The 18,765-nt window shown below is 58.9% G+C and carries 20 protein-coding genes; 9 read left to right on the forward strand and 11 right to left on the reverse strand.

The annotated features are described in order from the left end of the window. Positions 1 to 101: 101 nt before the first annotated feature. Both C6Y32_RS01605 and C6Y32_RS01610 read right to left on the reverse strand, forming a co-directional pair. Positions 102 to 1,262, reverse strand: coding sequence for a pyridoxal phosphate-dependent aminotransferase (locus C6Y32_RS01605; RefSeq protein ID WP_105203409.1), 1,161 nt, complete (start codon positions 1,260 to 1,262; stop codon positions 102 to 104). Positions 1,263 to 1,717: 455 nt separating this feature from the next. Further along, positions 1,718 to 2,344 carry a Crp/Fnr family transcriptional regulator gene (locus C6Y32_RS01610; RefSeq protein ID WP_105203410.1) on the reverse strand — a complete coding sequence of 209 codons (627 nt, stop codon included), beginning with the start codon at positions 2,342 to 2,344 and terminating at the stop codon, positions 1,718 to 1,720. A gap of 37 nt (positions 2,345 to 2,381) precedes the next feature. Here C6Y32_RS01610 and C6Y32_RS01615 point away from each other — a divergent pair, with 37 nt between their 5' ends. Together C6Y32_RS01615 and C6Y32_RS01620 are read left to right on the forward strand one after the other, a co-directional pair. Further along, positions 2,382 to 3,458 (forward strand): BMP family ABC transporter substrate-binding protein, encoded by a 1,077-nt coding sequence (locus tag C6Y32_RS01615; RefSeq protein ID WP_105203411.1) that lies wholly within the window; start codon positions 2,382 to 2,384, stop codon positions 3,456 to 3,458. A gap of 15 nt (positions 3,459 to 3,473) precedes the next feature. Continuing rightward, positions 3,474 to 4,466 carry a nucleoside hydrolase gene (locus tag C6Y32_RS01620; RefSeq protein ID WP_105203412.1) on the forward strand — a complete coding sequence of 331 codons (993 nt, stop codon included), beginning with the start codon at positions 3,474 to 3,476 and terminating at the stop codon, positions 4,464 to 4,466. 105 nt (positions 4,467 to 4,571) lie between these two features. Here C6Y32_RS01620 and C6Y32_RS01625 read toward each other — a convergent pair whose 3' ends face one another. After that, positions 4,572 to 5,843 carry an LCP family protein gene (locus tag C6Y32_RS01625; protein WP_105203413.1) on the reverse strand — a complete coding sequence of 424 codons (1,272 nt, stop codon included), beginning with the start codon at positions 5,841 to 5,843 and terminating at the stop codon, positions 4,572 to 4,574. Between the two features lie 257 nt (positions 5,844 to 6,100). Between C6Y32_RS01625 and ung the strand changes: the two genes are divergently transcribed. The 7 genes from ung to C6Y32_RS01660 all read left to right on the forward strand — a co-directional run bounded on the left by ung (position 6,101) and on the right by C6Y32_RS01660 (position 10,825). Further along, positions 6,101 to 6,817: a uracil-DNA glycosylase gene (gene ung / locus C6Y32_RS01630; protein ID WP_105203414.1), complete on the forward strand. Its 717-nt coding sequence runs from the start codon at positions 6,101 to 6,103 to the stop codon at positions 6,815 to 6,817. A gap of 191 nt (positions 6,818 to 7,008) precedes the next feature. Further along, positions 7,009 to 7,374 carry a GntR family transcriptional regulator gene (locus tag C6Y32_RS01635; protein WP_105203415.1) on the forward strand — a complete coding sequence of 122 codons (366 nt, stop codon included), beginning with the start codon at positions 7,009 to 7,011 and terminating at the stop codon, positions 7,372 to 7,374. A gap of 6 nt (positions 7,375 to 7,380) precedes the next feature. Beyond that, positions 7,381 to 8,079 (forward strand): ABC transporter ATP-binding protein, encoded by a 699-nt coding sequence (locus C6Y32_RS01640; protein ID WP_105203416.1) that lies wholly within the window; start codon positions 7,381 to 7,383, stop codon positions 8,077 to 8,079. Beyond that, a complete protein-coding gene (locus C6Y32_RS01645; protein ID WP_105203417.1) occupies positions 8,073 to 8,873 on the forward strand; it encodes a hypothetical protein in 801 nt (266 codons plus the stop codon). Before C6Y32_RS01640 ends, C6Y32_RS01645 begins: the two co-directional genes overlap by 7 nt. 14 nt (positions 8,874 to 8,887) lie before the next feature. Then, positions 8,888 to 9,100 (forward strand): hypothetical protein, encoded by a 213-nt coding sequence (locus C6Y32_RS01650; RefSeq protein ID WP_105203418.1) that lies wholly within the window; start codon positions 8,888 to 8,890, stop codon positions 9,098 to 9,100. 43 nt (positions 9,101 to 9,143) lie between these two features. Beyond that, positions 9,144 to 9,794, forward strand: coding sequence for a putative ABC transporter permease (locus tag C6Y32_RS01655; RefSeq protein WP_164998079.1), 651 nt, complete (start codon positions 9,144 to 9,146; stop codon positions 9,792 to 9,794). 200 nt (positions 9,795 to 9,994) lie between these two features. Beyond that, the gene (locus C6Y32_RS01660; protein ID WP_105203420.1) at positions 9,995 to 10,825 is read left to right on the forward strand and encodes a terpene cyclase/mutase family protein; all 831 of its coding nucleotides are present in this window, start codon (positions 9,995 to 9,997) and stop codon (positions 10,823 to 10,825) included. Positions 10,826 to 10,974: 149 nt separating this feature from the next. Here the strand turns inward: C6Y32_RS01660 and C6Y32_RS01665 are convergent, their stop codons facing one another. The 8 genes from C6Y32_RS01665 to C6Y32_RS01700 all read right to left on the reverse strand — a co-directional run bounded on the left by C6Y32_RS01665 (position 10,975) and on the right by C6Y32_RS01700 (position 18,758). Further along, on the reverse strand, positions 10,975 to 11,553 hold the full coding sequence (locus tag C6Y32_RS01665) for a helix-turn-helix domain-containing protein (protein WP_105203421.1): 579 nt from the start codon (positions 11,551 to 11,553) through the stop codon (positions 10,975 to 10,977). Between the two features lie 258 nt (positions 11,554 to 11,811). Continuing rightward, a complete protein-coding gene (locus C6Y32_RS01670) occupies positions 11,812 to 12,795 on the reverse strand; it encodes a biotin synthase BioB (protein ID WP_105203422.1) in 984 nt (327 codons plus the stop codon). Next, entirely contained in the window at positions 12,795 to 13,388 is a 594-nt protein-coding gene (locus C6Y32_RS01675; RefSeq protein WP_243562435.1) for an ATP-binding cassette domain-containing protein, read from the reverse strand. Before C6Y32_RS01675 ends, C6Y32_RS01670 begins: the two co-directional genes overlap by 1 nt. After that, a complete protein-coding gene (locus C6Y32_RS01680) occupies positions 13,385 to 14,137 on the reverse strand; it encodes an ABC transporter permease (protein WP_105203423.1) in 753 nt (250 codons plus the stop codon). Before C6Y32_RS01680 ends, C6Y32_RS01675 begins: the two co-directional genes overlap by 4 nt. After that, positions 14,127 to 15,134: an ABC transporter substrate-binding protein gene (locus C6Y32_RS01685; RefSeq protein WP_105203424.1), complete on the reverse strand. Its 1,008-nt coding sequence runs from the start codon at positions 15,132 to 15,134 to the stop codon at positions 14,127 to 14,129. The genes C6Y32_RS01680 and C6Y32_RS01685 overlap by 11 nt, the downstream gene beginning before the upstream one ends. Before the next feature lie 162 nt (positions 15,135 to 15,296). Continuing rightward, positions 15,297 to 15,989, reverse strand: coding sequence for a Crp/Fnr family transcriptional regulator (locus tag C6Y32_RS01690; RefSeq protein WP_105203425.1), 693 nt, complete (start codon positions 15,987 to 15,989; stop codon positions 15,297 to 15,299). Positions 15,990 to 16,022: 33 nt separating this feature from the next. Next, positions 16,023 to 17,558, reverse strand: coding sequence for a cardiolipin synthase (gene cls, locus C6Y32_RS01695; protein ID WP_105203426.1), 1,536 nt, complete (start codon positions 17,556 to 17,558; stop codon positions 16,023 to 16,025). Between the two features lie 180 nt (positions 17,559 to 17,738). Further along, on the reverse strand, positions 17,739 to 18,758 hold the full coding sequence (locus C6Y32_RS01700) for an ABC transporter substrate-binding protein (protein ID WP_105203427.1): 1,020 nt from the start codon (positions 18,756 to 18,758) through the stop codon (positions 17,739 to 17,741). Between the last annotated feature and the right edge of the window lie 7 nt (positions 18,759 to 18,765).

Consider the following 18,765-nt stretch of genomic DNA (forward strand, 5'->3'; position numbering starts at 1 on the left):
GTCTCCTTTTTTCTATGTGGTCGATGTGGTCGCAGGGCTTGGTCAAGCCGGTATATCCGCATATCTGCAGGCAGATGGACAGGGGGCAAGCTGCCTGCCGGTCAGGCAATAGAGTGGATGTACTGGCTGATGCGGGATACCCCTTCGCGGATGACTTCCTGCGAATTGGCAAAGCACACCCGCAGATATCCCTCGCCCATCCGGCCAAAGGCCTGGCCGCCCACCGTCAGCACCCCGGCTTTGGCGATCAGGTCGATGGCGATCTCCTCCGAACGCTTGCCCAGCTCTTTTACATTGATAAAGGTGCAGAACGACCCCTCGGTGTGGAAGAGCTTTATTTTGGGCAAGCCCGACAGCCCCTGCATGAGGATATCGCGGCGGGCGGCGTACTCTTTGGCCATAGCCTCTACGGCATCCTGCGGGCCGCTGATGGCCTCGGTGCCGGCAGCCAGCACAAAGGTGGGCAGGCAGGCGGCCAGCGACTGCTGCATCTGGCCGATGTGGAAGATGAGTTCGGCGCTGCCCAAACAGTAGCCGATCCGCCATCCGGTCATGGCATAGGTCTTCGAGAGCGAGTTGACCACGATCACCTGGTCTTTGATGCGCTCCACCTGGGCCAGCGAGTAGTGCTTTTTGCCGTCAAAAACGATGGCCTCGTACACCTCGTCAGATATGACGTACAGGCCGTGCCGCTCTATAACGTCGGCCAGCCCCTCGGCGGCCTCTGGGGTCAGCATCGAGCCGATGGGGTTATTGGGGTAATTGACGATGACTGCCTTGGTCTTGGGGGTGATGTACCGCTCCAGCGTCTCTGGTGTCAGTTTAAAGCCGTCTGCTTCGTATACCGGTACCCGCACCACTTTGCCGCCCAGCACCTCCACCTGGCCGGGATAACAGGTGTACGACGGGTCGGGGATGAGCACCTCGTCGCCGGGGTTTATAATGGCCATCAGTGTCAGCATTACGCCCTCCACGCCGCCCAGCGAGGCACACACGTTTTCCGGCCCGTAGGCGCGGCCAAACTGGCGGGTGTACTTGTCGGCCACCGCCTGCCTGAATTCCATGGTGCCGGCCTCCGGCGCATAGCGGGTCTGGCCGTCGCGAATGGCCCGGATAGCCGCCTCCTTGATGTTGTCCGGAGTCTCAAAATTGGGTTCACCGTTACAGAGATTGGCGTAGCCGGGGTATTTAGCCGCCACGTCGAACATGGCGCGAATACCCGAGGCGGGGAAGTTGGCCGCGATATTTGAAAGCCCTAACATAACGTTCTCTCCCTTGTTGCATAGTTTGTAATCCAGCTGTGAGCTGTGCAAAAAGCTAAATTTCTGATGTTTTTATTATACAGATGCACAAAGGTACCGTCAATTATTTTTTGCAGGAAATCTATTTCCCAAAAACGATTTTGTAGGCAGCCCTTTAAAACGATGCAAACTGCGCAGATACAGGGATTTTCATTGTCAGGGGGCCCGGCTAAATAGTTTGTGGTGTGTGATATATACGCCCGAAAATAGTAGGATTTGAAAGTTTAGGGAAAGAAAACTTGCAAATAAGCCCTCTGCATTCTGTAAAAAGCAGAGGGCTTATTCGATTATTACACAAAAATATGCTGGATATTTGTGCACGATAACGGGTCCATGGACATCCAGCCCAGCTGGTGGGGGCGGTATACTGAAGGCACAAAAGCGCTTTTGAACTTGTTATTACCGCCGTAGCCGGTTCACCGGTCCCGGCCGGCACACTGCCGCAATATGTCGGCATCACCGACATATACCCGCCCGCCCTGCCGTATGATGGCCCCTTTTTCCTGTAACTGCTGCAGGTATTTGCGCACTGTGCGGGGGGTGGTGCCCAGTACCTCGGCGGTGTCTTCGGCCCGCTGACACAGGCCATCTGGAGCGGCATTTTTTAACAGGTAGTCGGCCAGTCTGGCCCTGACTGACCGGGGCCGGTGGTACAGCGACCGCATGAACCCATCGGCCATACCGCGGGCGTTGTGGCAGGCCAGATAGTAGCACAGGTCGTTACAGCTGTGGACCATCTGCAAAAAATCAGCTACCGGGGTACCCAGCAGCACCGCGTCGGTACTGGCAAAGGTGTCGGGCTGGTTGGGGTAAGCCACCAGCGCCTCGATCTGGCCCAGCAGCGTACCCGGCCCCCAGCAGAGCCGGCTGCGGTATCCGCCGTCCGGGGTGGGCAGCCGGGTCACCACCTCGCCGTCGAGAATGAGGTATACGGTCTGCACCAGATCGCCCGAGCGGTAGATCAGCTGCCCGGCCGAAAGCTCTACTTTAAAAAAGTGATCCAGCAGCCGGTGCTGCCGCAGGATCTCGTAAACAGTTTGCACGCAAAGATCACCTCACAGAAAAAAGGGAGGACCCATTATGAAAAAGTATTTGGCGGTGCTGCTGGCAGCAGTGCTCTGCCTGGGCAGCCTGTCCGGCTGCGGCGGCAAAAACGGCGCTCAGGAGCAAAAAGAGATCAAGAAGATCGCCTATCTCTGCTCCAACCTGGGCGATAAATCTTTTAACGACGTGGCCTGGGAAGGCGTAAAAAAGGCCGGTGAAGAATTCGGCCTCGAAGTCAAGGCGGTAGAGTACGGGGCCGACAACAAATCCCGTATGGAGCCCACGCTGCAGGATGCGGCCGGCAGCTACGACATGGTCATCTTCAGCGGCAACGAGATGATCGAGTTTCTGGAGAAGTGCTACGAAGACTTCCCCGATACCAAGTTCGTCGCCTTCGATATCGATCCGGTGTACGAGCTGACGATGCCCAACGTGTTTGTGGTGGCCTATCTGCAGCACCAGGGAGAGTTTTTGACCGGTGTGCTGGCCCAGCGGCTGTCTGCCAGCGGGGTCACCGGCCTGGTGGGCGGCACCGAGGCTGTGGGCATCAACGATTTTCTGGTGGGTTACATCCAGGGCGTCCAGTACGCCGACCCCAACGCCAAAGTGGCCATCTCCTATGTGGGCGGCTTCACCGATTCGCCCAAGGCCAAAGAGCTGGCCTACCTGCAGATGGATCAGGGGGCCGATGTGCTGCACCAGGTGGCCGGCGGTGCCGGGCTGGGCGTGTTCGAGGCCTGCGTCGACCGCGGCGGCGCCAGAGCGATCGGGGTCGACGCCGACCAGCGGGCCTACTTCCTCGAGTCAAATCCCAAAGTGGCTGATGTCATCGTCACCTCTATGCTCAAGCGCAACGATGTCTCCCTCTACAATATAATCAAAGATAGCTTGGATGGCAACATCGCCTTCGGCACCATGGAGAAGTGGGGCGTCAAGCAGGGGGCCACCGTACTGGCCGATAACGACTACTACCGGCAAACGGTCCCACAGCCGGTTCGCGATGAGGTGCAGCAGGTCGCCGACCAGATCGCCAGCGGCGCCATCACCGTCAAAACTGCTTACGGCATGGAGCAGGAGACCTTTGCCCAGATGCGCAACGCGGTCAAGCCGTAAAGGGGGAAAAACACCGTGAGATATCCCCCGCTGCTACAGACTTACTTCGACTGCGGCTATGGCCGCGAGCCGGACCGGGACCTGGTCCGCGACCGCTGGCTACAGAGCAGATTACAGCCCCCGACCGGCACGGTCGACGCGGTAGTAGATACCGACGCCTACAACGAGATCGACGATCAGTACGCGCTAGCTTGGCTGTTATGCGCCCCCGACCGGGTACGCATACAGGCTATCACCGCCGCCCCTTTTCATAATATCAAAGCAGAAAGCCCTGCGCAGGGCATGCAGCGCAGCTACCGCGAGATCCTTCACGTACTGGAACTGCTCGGCTGTCCACAGCGAAAAAAAGACGTCTACCTGGGCGCCGAAAGCTTTTTGCCCGACGAGAAGACCCCGGTATTATCGCCGGGCGCGCAGAAGATTATCGATCTGGCAGAGCGCCGCCTACCAGAAGATCCGCTGTACGTGGTGGCGATCGGCGCTATCACCAACGTGGCCTCAGCGCTGCTGTGCCGTCCGGCTATCCGCGACAACATCGTAGTGCTCTGGCTGGGCGGCCATAGCCGCCACTGGCCCAACACCCGTGAGTTTAACTTGGTGCAGGATATCGCCGCCGCCCGGGCCGTGTTTGCCAGCAAAGTGCCGCTGGTGCAGTTTCCCTGTGCCGGTGTGTGCGAACAGCTGGCGGTCACCGGCCCCGAGCTGGAGGCGGCGCTGCGGGGACAAAACGCCTTTTGCAACTACCTGTGCGACCTCACCGCCAAAGAGGCCGCCCTCTACTGCCAGGGGCCCCAGTGGAACCGCATCATCTGGGATATCGCTCCGGTCTCCTGGCTGATGGGCAAAGACATGGTAGATACCCAGATACTGCCGGCCTGGCCGCCCAGCTACAGCGGCTACTATGAAGTGCGCCCCGCCGGCCACAGCATGGCCTGTGCCTATGCGGTGCACCGCGAAAAAATATTCTCCGACCTGTTTGCCCGTCTGTCCGGCAGGCGACTGCCCTAAATGATCTAAGGGCCAAGGCTTATTTTGGCCACAACACTGCAAGTGTTTTTCCTTCTCACAAAAAGGGGACCCCGATCGGGGCCCCCTTTTTCTTTTAGCCCGTTATCACGCGGGCGCCACATCATTATAGATAAAGTCGTGCAGCTTTTGCACAGTGGTCTCCTCGTCAAACATCATGTAGTAGGTACCGGTCGACGTGTCGCCCCAGTAGTCGCCATCGCAGGGGAAACGGCTGGTCTCAAAAGTGGGTTTGCCCAGCATCATGGGGCCGTAGGCCATCACCGTGTCAAAACCGATCGAGGTGGTGGTCAGCGAGAGCAGCTGCTTGACCATGTCGGGGTACTCCAGCGGAGACATGTTCAGCGCCTTGGAGAAGATGGCCGAGAGCACTTCGCGCTGGCGCTCGGTGCGGCCGAAGTCGCCGTTGCCCACATAGCGGATACGGGAGTAGGCAACTGCCTGAATGCCGTTCATCTGGTAGGTGCCCCCGCCCGAGAAATAATAGGCACTGGGGTCTTTGCCGGCGATCTGGCACTGCTCGGCGATGCTGTTATTGGCGTTTTCCGCCTCTTCGTCAGATATCTCCAGCGTCACGCCGCCCACCGCGTCGACGATCTCGGCCATGTCGTTAAAGTTGACGGTGGCGTAGTCGGCGATATCCAGCTGAAAGTTTTCGTTGAGGGTGCGAATGGCCAGCTCCGGCCCGCCAAAGGCATAGGCATGAGTGATCTTGTCGTAACCGCGGTCGGGGATGTTGACATAGGCGTCGCGCATGATGGAGGATACCTTCACCTTGTTGTGCGCCTTGTCCACCGACAAGATCATGATCGAGTCAGAGCGGGAGTTGGTGCTGCTGTCGCGGGAATCCACACCAAACAGGGCGATATTTTTCACCTTGCTGTCCAGACCGGTGGTGATGCCCAGCTTTCCCTTATCCAATTTCTGGGAATCCAGTCCTTTGGTCATATCCCAGATCAGGTAGCCGCCGGCAGCGCCGACCAGCAGCACCAACACCAGCAGCGTAATGCCTATTTTAAAGAGGATACCGTGTTTTTTCTTTGCCTTTTTCTGTTTGGGCTCGCCGTGTTTCACTCGATCACCTTTTTTCTGTCTTTTTTTGCGGCTGCGACCACTCTGGCCGTCGGCCTCCTGTGCGTCTTCACCGCGCTCCTCCCCGCCGGGTATCTCGCGGGTGCGCGCCTCTGTTGGCTGGGCATAGGGGGCGCTGGGGGCCGGCTGATACGTGCGGGTGTTGTCGGCGCCATCGGCCGGGGTCCGGCGGGGGGCGCCGGAGGTAAAGTCGCCAGTCAGGCCGGTGTCGCCACTGCCTGTATCCAAAATGTCAAAGGGGTCAGAACCCCTGTCTGGTCTGGACATTGCGGTCACTCCTTTCTGTACCGGGCGGTGGTAGCCGCCTTTGCCGGGCCCTCACGGCGACAGCTGTCACCGTGAGGGCCCCAGTGCATAAGAACTGCCTTATTATAGTATAATTCGCGCTAAAATGCAACGCAGAGGGGCGATCAGCTGCCACGATCTGACACCGATCGACCCCGGCCATAGAGGTTTACAGCCGCCGTCCGCCCGTGCTATGATAGGGGCAGTTTCACTTTTACCGAGGACGGGGAGGAGATCCAATGTACGAAAAGTTGGGCGATTGGAGCGAGGTGCTGGCCGATGAACTGGCGGCCCCCTATTTTAAACAGCTGGTGCAGCGGGTGCAGCAGGCCTACCGCACCGCTACCGTCTACCCGCCCCGGGGCCAGGTGTTCACCGCTTTTTTAAAGACGCCATATAAACAGGTGCGGGTGGTACTCCTGGGGCAAGACCCCTACCACGGCCCCGGCCAGGCGCAGGGGATGAGCTTTTCGGTGGCGCCGGGCATGCCCATTCCCCCCTCGCTGCAAAACATCTACCAGGAGCTGTATGACGATCTGGGCATCCCCCCGGCCGATACCGGCTATCTGGGCCCCTGGGCAGAGCAGGGGGTGCTGCTGCTCAACAGCTGCCTCACGGTGCAGCGGGGCCGAGCGGGCAGCCACCGCGAATTTGGCTGGCAGCGCTTTACCGATGCGGTCATCGCCAAACTCGGTCAGCGGCCCGAGCCGATAGTGTTTCTGCTGTGGGGCAGCGATGCCGGCCGCAAAGCGCCGCTGATCAAGGGCCGCCAACACCTGATCCTGCGCGCGCCCCACCCCAGCCCGCTGTCGGCGTTTCGCGGCTTTTTCGGCTGTCGCCACTTCTCGCAGACAAACGCCTTTTTACTTCAGCACTACGGGCGGGGCATCGAGTGGGACCTGGGCCGCAATAAAACGGCAGCAGAGGGGGATGGCCCCCGCAATAAAAGCGAGTAAAATGTGTTCCGGCCGCACTGCGGCCGGCTTTTTTTGTGTATCGGTGTAGTGCCGTTACCGGCTAAAACGCGCTGCTGCCGCCGCTGGCGACAGCTTTTGATAAAATCTTTGATAAGCGCTTGACAACCGATCTGCACAGCTGTATTATTGTATTAACGACTTAGTACAGTGGTACATCGGGAGGTGGCCAGATGTGGGAGATAAAAAATGACCGGCCTATCTACATCCAGCTGGCGGACAAGATCCGCCAGCGCATCATCACCGGCGTGTACCGCCCGGGGGACAAATTGCCCTCGGTGCGGGATCTGGCGCAGGAGGCGGGGGTAAACCCCAACACCATGCAAAAGGCGCTGACCGAGCTCGAGCGCAGCGATCTGGTGTACGCCCAGCGCACCAGCGGCCGCTTCATTACCGAAGACGCGGGGAGGATACAAAAAATGCGGGAAGACATCGCGCTGGAGCAGGCGCAGGCTTTTTTAAACAAAATGGCCGACCTGGGTTTTTCACGGGTCGAGATCGTGGCGCTGATGGAACGCGCCGTAGCAGAGAGGGGATAGAGGGATATGGATCTTATCGTGTCGATCAGCGGCCTCACCAAAAATTACGGTATCAAACAGGCGCTGCGGGGGGTCAATCTGGCGCTGCCCAAGGGCCGTATCATCGGCCTTTTGGGGCCCAACGGTTCGGGTAAGAGCACACTGATCAAAATACTCAGTGGGGTGCTCTGCCCCACCGCCGGCCAAATACAGATCGGCGGGTTCGCCCCGGGCATCGAGACCAAGCGCATCGTCTCCTACCTGCCCGAGCGCACCTATCTCAGCGACTGGATGAAGGTCGACGACGCCATCGACATGTTCGTCGACTTTTACCCCGACTTTAGCAAAGAGCGGGCCTATGATATGCTCAGCCGCCTGCAGATCGACCCGCGGGCGCGCTTTAAGACCATGTCTAAAGGCACCAAAGAAAAGGTACAGCTCATCCTGGTCATGAGCCGCCGCGCCCAGCTCTACCTGCTGGATGAGCCCATCGGCGGCGTAGATCCGGCTGCGCGGGACTACATCCTGCAGACCATTATTTCCAATTACGACGAAAATGCCACCGTGCTCATCTCCACCCATCTCATCGCCGACGTAGAGCAGATCCTCGACGATGTGGTGTTCATCAAAGACGGTCAGGTCATGCTGCAGGCGGCGGTGGAAGACATCCGCGAAAAGCAGGGAAAATCGGTCGACGGCCTGTTCCGGGAGGTATTCAAATGCTAGGCAAACTGATAAAACACGAGTTTAAAGCCACCAGCCGCATCTACCTGCCCATGTTCGGCGCAGTGCTGCTGCTCACACTGGTCTCTAAGGGGCTATTGGTGCTGCAGAGCCAGATATCGTTTATGGATACACTGGCCGGCCTGAGCATCATCCTCTATGTCTGCGTACTCATCGCCGTGTTCGTGGTGGGCTTTGTGGTGATGATACAGCGCTTTTACAAAAACCTGCTGGGCGATGAGGGCTACCTCATGAACACGCTGCCGGTCTCGCCGGCCAGCCACATCTGGTCCAAATTCATCACCGCCACCGTCTGGAGCATCGCCACCGTAGCCGTCGTGCTGCTGTCTATCCTGATCTTGGTCTGGAACCGCGAGGTGCTCGCCACCATTGGCCACCTCTTGCACCAGCTGGTGTGGATGTTCGAGCAGGTGTATCAGGCCAAGCTGCTGCCACTGGTCATCGAGACCATCATCGCCATGTTGGTTGGGCTGGTATCGGGCGGTTTCATGGTCTACTGCGCCATCGCCATCGGCCACCAGGTGCGCGGTCACCGGCTGCTGGGCGCCATCGGCGCCTACGTGGTGCTGTACATGACCACGCAGATACTCTCCACCGGCGTCATCATGGTGCTGGGCATCGCCATGGGCGGGCTGGATATGTTAAACGCCGCTATACCGCCCATCAATTTCCTGCATGGGCTCATGCTCTCCACCATAGGTCTCTCGGCAGTTATTGGGGTGGCCTGTTTCATCGCCACCAACTATCTGCTCAAACACAAACTCAATTTAGAGTAGGGGAATAACCGATCATGTCAAACTGCAAATTGCTCCCCCGGCTGTTACTGGGGGCGGTGGCCGGGGCCAACGCGGCGGTGTGCGCCGGGTCTCTGGCTGTCACGCTGGCACTGCGCGCGGTACCGCTGTGGCTGTTTTCGCTGCTGGTGCTGTCGGCCGGTTTGGCCGTAAGTACCGCCGTGGTGTATCGCTTTTTAGGGCGGTTGCCCAGCAGCACCATCCGCTGAGTACTACATGCAAACAAATACATGCGAGAGGAGAAATAGATCCATGCAACGGCAAACACAGGTAGGCAAGCTCACACCCGCCAAGCTGTTTTGGCTATTTATGGCCGGCAGTCTGGGCGGTGTGGTCGTAGAGACACTGTGGTGTGTACTCACCACCGGCACCGTACAGAGCCGGGCCGGCGTGCTGTATGGTCCCTTTAATCCGGTATACGGCATTGGGGCCGTGCTGCTCACGGTGCTGCTTACAGCGGTAGAGCACCGGGGCAACTTGTGGCTGTTTGGTTGCGGGGCGCTGTTGGGCGCCGGGTACGAGTTTGCCTACAGCTATATCGAGGAGCGTCTGCTGGGCACCGTCTCGTGGGAATACAGCCATCTGCCTTTCAGCATCGGCGGCCGGGTCAATCTGTTTTATGCTCTGGGCTGGGGCGCACTGGGCCTGTTCTGGATCCGGGTGCTCTACCCGCGGTTAGATGCTTTCATCAGCCGTATTCTGCAGCAGCAGGCCGGCTGGCTCACAGTGGCCGTGGCCATCTTTATGGCCGTCAATATGGGCCTATCCTTTATGGCGGTGGGCCGTCAGGCCCAGCGGCGCGAAGGTGTTGTCGCCGCCGACCCGCTGGCCGTGTTTTTAGACACCCACTACAGCGATGCCGTGCTGCAGCAGCGCTACCCCAACACCCAGGTGCAAAAGTAGCGCCGGCCGACACATTCACTCATACATAAAAAACAGGCGGTGCACCGCTTCGGCACACCGTCTGTTTTTATACCTGCCAGCATGGGCTGCCCCCGGCAGTCGACTTTTTCACACCACACATACCGGCTGAACAAGGTATACACATAAAAAAGGAGTCTTGCGGGTGTCAGTGGCGCCCGAAAAAGAGGGGAGATGATCTCGTGGCAGTAGACGAGCTGTTTGCCGCCGATGTAGAGGCGATACGCGCCCACCGGCACGACCAGGGGAGAGACTATTGGACCACGCCGGATCACCGGCTGCTCAAGGGCTCGCCCTTTAATATGCTGGAGTGTATGCAGTACCTGCTGGAGCTGGGCGTCGAGCCGCAAGACCCCGACTTGCAGGCCGCCGCCGCGCTGCTGTGGAACTGTCAGCGCCCTGACGGCCGCTTTCGCCTCTACCCCAAAGGCGCTATCTTTCCCTGCCAAACAGCCCATGCCGCCCAGGTCCTGTGCCAGCTGGGGCAGAGCTGTCACCCGCGGCTGCAGGTGACGATGCAGCACCTGCTCGATACCCAGCAGCCCGACGGAGGCTGGCGCTGCGAGAAATACTTTTTTGGCCGCGGGCCCGAGACCGCGTACTCCAACCCCTACCCCACGCTCATAGCGCTGGACGCACTGCGGCGCAGCGGCCGGTGTGACTGTCAGCCGGCGCTGGAGCGGGCGGCGGAGTTTTTGCTGGCTCACTGGGATATCAAAAAGCCCATCGGCCCCTGCCACTACGGGATCGGCAGCCGGTTCATGCAGGTGGAGTACCCCTTCCGGGGCTACAATTTGTTTTTATACGTCTACGTGTTGTCCCACTTGCCTGCCGTGCGGGGGGACCGCCGTTTTTTAGAGGCCTTTCACGCCCTGCAAGAAAAAACGGTCGACGGCCAGATCGTCGTCGAGCGGGTAGTTCCCAAGTTGGCCGGTCTGTCCTTTTGCAAAAAGGGGCAGCCCAGCTCGCTGGCCACCGTCCGCTACCGCGAGATCCTGCAAAATCTCGGATGACCTGCCACGGCAAAAGCGCCGGGCACATCCGCTGGTGGTGCACCTATCCAGGGCGGCACCGGGGCGGCGCCGGCCGCATGATCCGAGTGGCGAGAGCCGGTGTTTACAGGTATGGCCTTTGGGGTATGCCAGTGTCGCCGGTACACCGATCAATGAGAAAAAAGGCTCCATAGCGCCGCACATAGCAGCAGAGCAGAAACGGCGCTGCCTATGGCTAGCAGGATTTTTTGGTAAGGTCGTTTGCCCAATTCCTGCTGTTTCCGCTCGACGTCTAACGGCCGATTCTCCATAAAGGCCACGATCTCCCTATAGGTCTGGATATCGTGGCGCCTTTTTAAGCGTTCGAGACGCAGGGCAAAAATCAGGGTAGCCCCCAGTAACACGGTCCACAGCAGCGCACCACCGAGTCCCCACCATTTGACCAGCGGCACAGCAGCAAGCACAGTAACGGGCAAAAAGACCGCATATACAGCGCTGTATCGATTGAGTTTATCTATCTCTTTTTGCTCGACCTGCTGTCGCATGCGCTCAATATCTCCCTCGAGCAACTGGTCCAGAGAAACTTGAAACAGCGCGCCGAGCTGTAGCAAACGGTGGACGTCCGGATAGCTTTTTTGGGTCTCCCAGTTAGATACGGTCTGTCTTGAAACACACATCTTTTCAGCGAGCATCTCCTGAGAGAGCTGTAAATTGGTCCGAAACTTTTTTATTTGATTGCCGATATCCATGCCGTTACCCTCCTCATATCACCTGCCTGCATGCCAGGCTTTTGACCAGCTTAACATTCATAACACATCAGGTCCAGCAAGAACTGTTGACATGGTCAAAAAACTACTGTCAAAAGAATTTGACAGCCGCCTTTCTGCGGAAAAAAGAGGTGACGATCGGCAGTTAGCTAAACCCGTAAATATTTCAGATGTATCTTAAAAAGGAGAGATCGCCTCAGCAGGCGATCTCTCCTTTTTAAAGATGATATATCAGGGACCTTACACCCCAAAATCCAGCTCTAAGCCGCTCTTCTCGGCGATCTGGTATAAGTGGGCCGTACCGGTGACGTTGCGGTGATCGATGACTCGAAAATCGCCGGCCATGGTCTCGGGCAGCAGGTCGCAAAACAGCACGTTGGCTCCGGCGGCGATAGCATCCAGGTTGCCCTGCTCGTCGGCCAGCCCGTTTTTCAAGTCCTCTCCCGGCTGTTGGGCGGTGATGTTCACCCCCGGTATCATCAGCCGCAAAAGAGCGATCTCCTTCAGGTTGGTCAGCAGGTCGCCCCGCCCGCCTTCAGCGGCCAGCGGGGTGCCCATGGCCGGCATGTAGGGGATGACCGGCGCCCAGCTGATCTGTAACTCTTTCATCAGCATGATGTCGTCAGCCAGCTGCTCTATATCCTGTCCGGGAAAGCCCACGATGTTGCCCGAGGCCAGCTTCATACCGCTGGCCTGCACCGCCTCAATGGCCGCCATGCGCTGGGCAAAGTTGGTAGAGGGGTTGAGCCGGTCAAACGTCTCGGGGTCCGACATCTCAAATTTCATCACGTACTCGTCGGCCCCGGCCGCCCGCAGCTGGGCATACTGCTGGGCGCTGTACTCACCGCAGGCCAAGCTCTGGTAGAGCCCCAGCGCGTGGATCTGCTCCACTATGTGCAGCAGATCCTCAAAGTGGGCGCCCGGGTCCTCTCCCGAAATGAGAAAAATGCGGCCAAACCCGCTCTCTGCAGCCATTTTGGCGGCGGCCACAATCTCGGCCGGGGCAATTCGGTAGCGCTTTACCCCGGTGTTGCCCGCCCGCATGCCGCAGTACAGGCACTTGTTTTTGCAGATGTTCGAGTACCCCAGCATCGAGGTCACCCGCAGCTGTCCGCCTTTCTGGGCATCCAGTGCCGCACCCGCCGCCGGCAAGATCTCGCTTTCAAAGCGGCTTCTGTCCATGCGCAAAACTTCCAGTACCTCCGACCGGGTCGTTATCTCCATCACGGTTCTCCTCTCTGCGCCATAGCCAGCAGCTGTCCGCCCATCTTCCGGGCCTCTTGTTGGTCGTGAGTGATGAGCAGCACGGTGCTACCCTTTGTGTGGCGCTTTACGTAATCCATAGCCTGCTCGCGGGTGGCGGCGTCCAACCCCTTAAAGGGCTCGTCTAAAAACAGCACTTCGCCGCCAAACAGCACCGCCCGCGCGATCGATACCCGCCGTTTCATACCGCCGCTAAAGTCCCGTACCGGCTTGTCGAGCGCCGCTTCCTCCAGTCCCAATTGCCGCAGGTGGTCGCGTATACGCCCGGTATCGGCCGTGCGCCCCAGTACCATCTTTATGTTCGAGACCGCTGTAAACGGCTCACACAGCCGGTCCTCTTGAAACACGGCGCTCTTTTTTTTCGGCACGCCGGTGATCGTCCCCTCGTCGGGCGTCAAAAAACCCATCAGCAGCTGTAGCAGGGTGGTCTTGCCGCAGCCGGAGGGACCCATGATACAGCTGGTCTGCCCCTTTAAAAAGCGGGCGTTTAGATCCTCGAGTACCACCTTGTCGCCAAAGCGCTTGGTGATGCCGCGCAATACGATATCGCTCACAGTCGCTCCAATCCGGCAAAGGCCCGTTTCAGTAAGGTGATAAACAGTTTTTCAAACAGCACGCTCACCAGCACGATGACCACCGTCCACGATAGCAGATCGGCGGTGCTCAAGTACACCTTGGCCTCGTATAGCTGCTCCCCGATCGACCCCGATGGGATGCCGATGACCTCGGCGGCGATGCCCGCCTTCCACGACATGCCCAGTGCCACGCTGCAGGCCGAGAGCAAAAACGGCTGTAATTGCGGCAGGTAGATGTACAGCAGCCGGCGGCGCCAAGGTACTTTAAACAGGTGGGCCATCTCCACCAGCTGCCGGTCGGTGGCCTGCATACCCTGTAAGGTGTTAAAGTACACCACTGGAAACACCATCAAAAACGAGATGAATACCGACAAGCTGCTGGCCTGCAGCCAGATCAGGCTGAGGATGATGAAAGAGGCGACAGGCACCGACTTTACCGCCACGATGAACGGCCACAGCAGCACCTCGATAGCGTGTACCCGGGCCGACAGCGCCCCCAGTACCGCCCCGGCGATCAGGGCCAGCAAAAAGCCGGCCACGATGCGCCAAAAACTAAAGCCCACCGTCTGCCAAAATGCGCTCTCGCGCACCAACTCGGCCAGTCGTCCGGCCACCTTTACCGGGGTCACCAAAAGCAGCTGTTGCCCCAGTGCCATAGCGGCAAATTGCCACAGCACTAAGGCAAACAGCACTGCACCGGCGCGCTGCCAGAACAGTTTATTTTTCATAGTAGAAATCGTCAGCCGGCAGTTTGCCGCCGACCGAGGCGGGGTTCTGGTCATACAGCACCTGTAAATAGCCCTTCAGAGCGGTCTTCATCTCGCTGCCGTCAATATAGGTGATATTGCAGTAGGGGATGGCCTTCTGGGCGATGGGCGCCTTGACGATATCGTACTTCTCCACCAACTGCGCGGCCGCCTCCACGTTCTGGTTCACATAGTCGGTCGAGGCTTTGTACTCCTCTAAAAATTTCTGTAACTGCTGGGGGTACTTCTCGGCAAACTCCCGCCGCACGATCAGCCCGGCGGTGATGAACTGGCTGCCGTTATCCAATTTGTCCCACTCACCGGTCAGGTCCAGCGCCACCCGCAGATCGGCGATCTGGGTGCTGGCCACCGTCACGAACGGCTGGGGCAGCATGGCGATAGCCTGGTCCTGGGTGGCCATCTGGGCCACCACCTCGGTGGGCTCGCTCTTCCACTCCACCGTCACATCAGTGGCCGGGTCAAGACCGTTTTGCTGCAACAGGTAGTTGAGCGCGTACTCCGGCGTGGAGCCCTTACCGGTGGCGTAGATGGTCTTGCCCTTTAAGTCGGCCCAGCTGTTTACCGTGTTGCCGCCTTTTTCGGTGATGTAGATCACACCGAGGGTATTGATGGCCAAAAACTCCACCGCCCCCTCAGAGTTGTTATAGAGGATGGCCCCCAGGTTGGCCGGTACTGCCAAAATATCGAGCTCTCCCTTGAGCAGCTTGGGGGTCAGCTCGTCGGCCGATCCGGCCATCGTGAACTCGATCTGGCTCTCACTCTTTTTCTCCTCGGCGTCAGAAAGCAGTTTGACCATACCCATAGAGGTGGGGCCCTTCAGGCCGCCCAGGCGAATAGTGGTGGTCGCCTCCTGTCCCGAGGAGACATTTCCCTTGTCACCGGTGTCTTTTTCGCCGCAGCCGGCAAACAAAAGGGTCACCAGCGAAAGCGCCAGCAGCGCAGACAGTACTCTCTTCACAAAAATTCCCTCTCTCTCTTTTTAAACGGGCGCCCGTTTTTTGCCACAGGGCCCCAAAACGCAAACATACGCCGCCATCTCTGGCCGCGTATGTATCATACCCCATATTTCTGCTGTATGCCGTTGCATTTGCAACGAAATGGCCGGTCTGTCAAAATATTGTCAGAGGGTGGGTCCCATCGACGAGAGCAGTTCAAACTGATTTTTGTGAAATCGCAGCACGCCTTCGCGCTGCATCTTCGACAGCTCCCGCGACAGCGCGCTGCGGTCGGTGCCCAGGTAGGCGGCCATGTCCTGTCGGCCAAAAGGCACCGTAAAGCGGTTGCTGCCGGCGCGGTGGGCACACTGGGTAAAAAACACCACCAGCTTTCCCCGCAGCGTGTTTTTCGAGAGCACCTGCACCCGGTCATTCATCGACAGCGCCTTGCCGGCCAGCAGCGCAATGAACCGCTCCACCAGCAGGTGGTCCTGGGGGTCGCCGCCGCAGGCGCGGTGTATGGCTGCCGTCTGCATCCAAAGCACCCGGGTATCGCTGGCCGCCACGACAGAGATGGGCTGCTCCTCCACCGCCAAAAAGCACATCGACTCGCCAAAGGTACTGCCCGGCCCCACCCCGGCCATAATGATCTGGTTGCCGTCGATATCGTCCATAAACACCTGTACGCTGCCGGTGAGCACCAGCCCAAACCGCGCCAGCGTACTGCCGCAGCGGTGTAGCAGCGCCCCTTTGGGGTACTGCCCGGGCAGCGCGTCAAAAAAAGCCAGTGCCCGCTGCAGCGCCGGCCCCTGCAGGCCGCAAAACAGTTCGCTCTTCTGCAGGGCCGCCAGGTCCTCGGCCGTCAGTGTCAGCGCCATAACGCCCCTCCTCTTTTCCGGCGCGCAGGCCGGTCACATCAGCGGTGCCACCAGCCGGATCACGTCCTGCGCCAGCCGGGTGAAAAAGCCGCAGCGGCAGTCCTCTTCGGTGATCTCCTGGCACACCTGTAAAGTCTGTAAAAAATCGCTTTTTACTTCGCCCACCGCCCGGCTGCCGCACATCCATACCCCGCACTCAAAGTGCAGGTACAGGCTGCGAAAATCCATGTTGGTGGTGCCCACCGTGGCCACCTCGTCGTCCGATACGAACGTCTTGGCGTGGATGAACCCCTCGGTGTACTCGTAGATGCGCACCCCGCCCTGGATCAGCTCCCGGTAGTACGAGCGGGTGGTCATGTGCACCAGCCACTTGTCCCACTTGTGCGGGGTGATGATGCGCACATCCACCCCGCTCTTGGCCGCCAGGCACAGCGCCGACACCATGCTGTCGTCCACGATCAGGTACGGGGTGGTGATGTACAGGTAATCTTTGGCCCCGGCGATCATCTGCATGTACACGTGTTCCCCCACGTTTTCTTTATCCATGGGGCTGTCGGCATAGGGCTGTACCAGTCCGTCGCTCTGCTGGGGGCAGGGGCCGTCTGCCCAGGGGTAGTAGCCGGCAAAGTCCTCCGGCTGTTTCTGGTAGAGCGACCACATCTGCAAAAACATCAGCGTAAAGCTCCAGGCGGCAGCCCCCTCTACCATAATGCCGGCATCTTTCCAGCGCCCGTGCTTTTCGTACACGTCGATATACTCGTCGGCCAGGTTGATCCCGCCGGTAAAGGCCACCTTGCCGTCTATCGAGATGATCTTGCGGTGGTCGCGGTTATTTTGCCGCGCAGTGAGCATGGGCCTAAAGGGGGAGAACACCGCGCAGCGGATGCCTGCGCGCTCCATCTGTTGGGGAAAGTCGGTGGGCAGCAGCAAAAAACAGCCCAGGTCGTCGTACAGCAGCCGCACATCTACCCCCTGGGCCGCCTTGCACCGCAGCACCTGAAAAATGCTGTCCCACATCACGCCCTGCTGCACGATGAAGTACTCTAAAAAAATATAGCGCTCGGCTCTCTCCAGCTCCAAGAGCAGCCGCTCCAGTTTTGCCTTGCCCGAGGGGAAATAGGTGGTCTGGCTGTGGCCGTACACCGGAAAGCCCACGAACTGCTGCAGGTAGCGCATCTGTGCCACGTGCTGCGGCGCCTGCCGGGCCGCTTGCAAAAAACAGTCTCCGGGCAGGTAAAAAAGCGGTGCCGCCATCTCCTGCGCGGCCTGGATCTGCCGCGAGAATTTTTTGGTCGAGGTCTGAAAGTTGAACACCAGGTAGAGCAGCCCGCCAAACACCGGAAACAGCAGGATCAAAAATACCCAGGTCAGCTTATAGGCGCCCTTATCGCGGGTGGATACGATCTGCAGCGACACCACCAGACTAATGGCCACCAGCACCCAGTTGACCGCCTGCGAGGCCCGGCTGCCGCTGATGATGAGATACAGCATGCACCCCATCTGTAAAAGAATGAGAAACGCCACCAACATACGGCGGCGAAACAGCTCGCGAAACCACTTTTTTTGCACCGGACCGCTCCCCCTCAAAAGATCGCCCGGTCACATATCAGGCGGTCTGCACATCACTTCCACCCCCATTATAACAGATTACCGCCGCGCTGGGTACCTGTCTGCTGTTTGGGAGCTGGCCAGCACCAAAAAAGGTGGCGCCGCACAGGCGCCACCTCCTATAAAATGTTTCTGTCCCGCTCAGCCCTTTACCGCTTTTTCGGCAAAGGTGTTGTTGACCAGTTTCGAGTAGTCGGCGCGCGCATCCAGCTCACCGGCCTCGCTCATGATGTCCTGCAGCTTTTCAAAAGACTGCTCCTCCATCACCGGGTCGGTGCTCCAGGCGTCGATATCCTTGTAGCGCTGTACCACCGTCTCCAAAATATCCATGTCGGTGTCGGCAAACGACGGGGCGATCGCTTTGGCGATCTCGGCGGCCGAGTGCTCCTGCACCCACTGCTGGCCCCGGTACAGAGCGTTTACAAATTTCTGGTACAGCTCCGGCTTTTCAGCCAGCAGGTCTTTGTTGGCAAAGTAGGCGGTGTAGGGGATCTCGCCGCTCTCCTCGCCGATCGAGGCCACGATATAGCCTTTACCCTCTTTTTCCATCATCGAGGCGGTGGGCTCGAACACGGTGACAAAGTCGCCGGTACCGCCGGTAAAGGCGCCGGCCATGGCCGAGAACTGGATGCTGTCGTCAAACACCACATCGGTGCCGGGGGTCAGCCCTTTCTCTTTCACCACGTGCTCCAGCGTCATGTAGGGAACGCCGCCTTTGCGGCCCGGCAGCAGGCTCTTGCCCTTTAAGCTGTTCCAGTCAAACGACTCCACCTTCTCGCGGCCCATCAAAAACGAGCCGTCGCGCTTGGTGACCTGGGCAAAGATCTGGCTGTAGTCCTTCTTGCCCTCGTTATAGATGTAGATGGCCGCCTCGGGGCCGCCAAAGCCGATGTCGATAGAGCCCGACAGCACCGCGGCCATCACCTTGTCGGTACCCTGACCGGCCGACAGCTCGATATCCAGTCCCTCGTCCTCAAAAAAACCCAGATTGATGGCGGCGTACTGGGGGGCGTAGAATACCGAGTGGGTGACCTCGCTCACCTTCACTTTGGTCAGCTCTTTCTTATCCCCCTCTTTTTTGCTGGACGAACAGCCGGTGAAGATGCCGGCAGTCACGGCCAGCGCCATAACGGCGGCCAGCGCTTTGGTGCTTTTTTTCATGGCGTAC

Source organism: Neobittarella massiliensis (ex Bilen et al. 2018), from assembly GCF_900289145.1.
Classification (GTDB): Bacteria; Bacillota; Clostridia; order Oscillospirales; family Ruminococcaceae; genus Neobittarella; species Neobittarella massiliensis.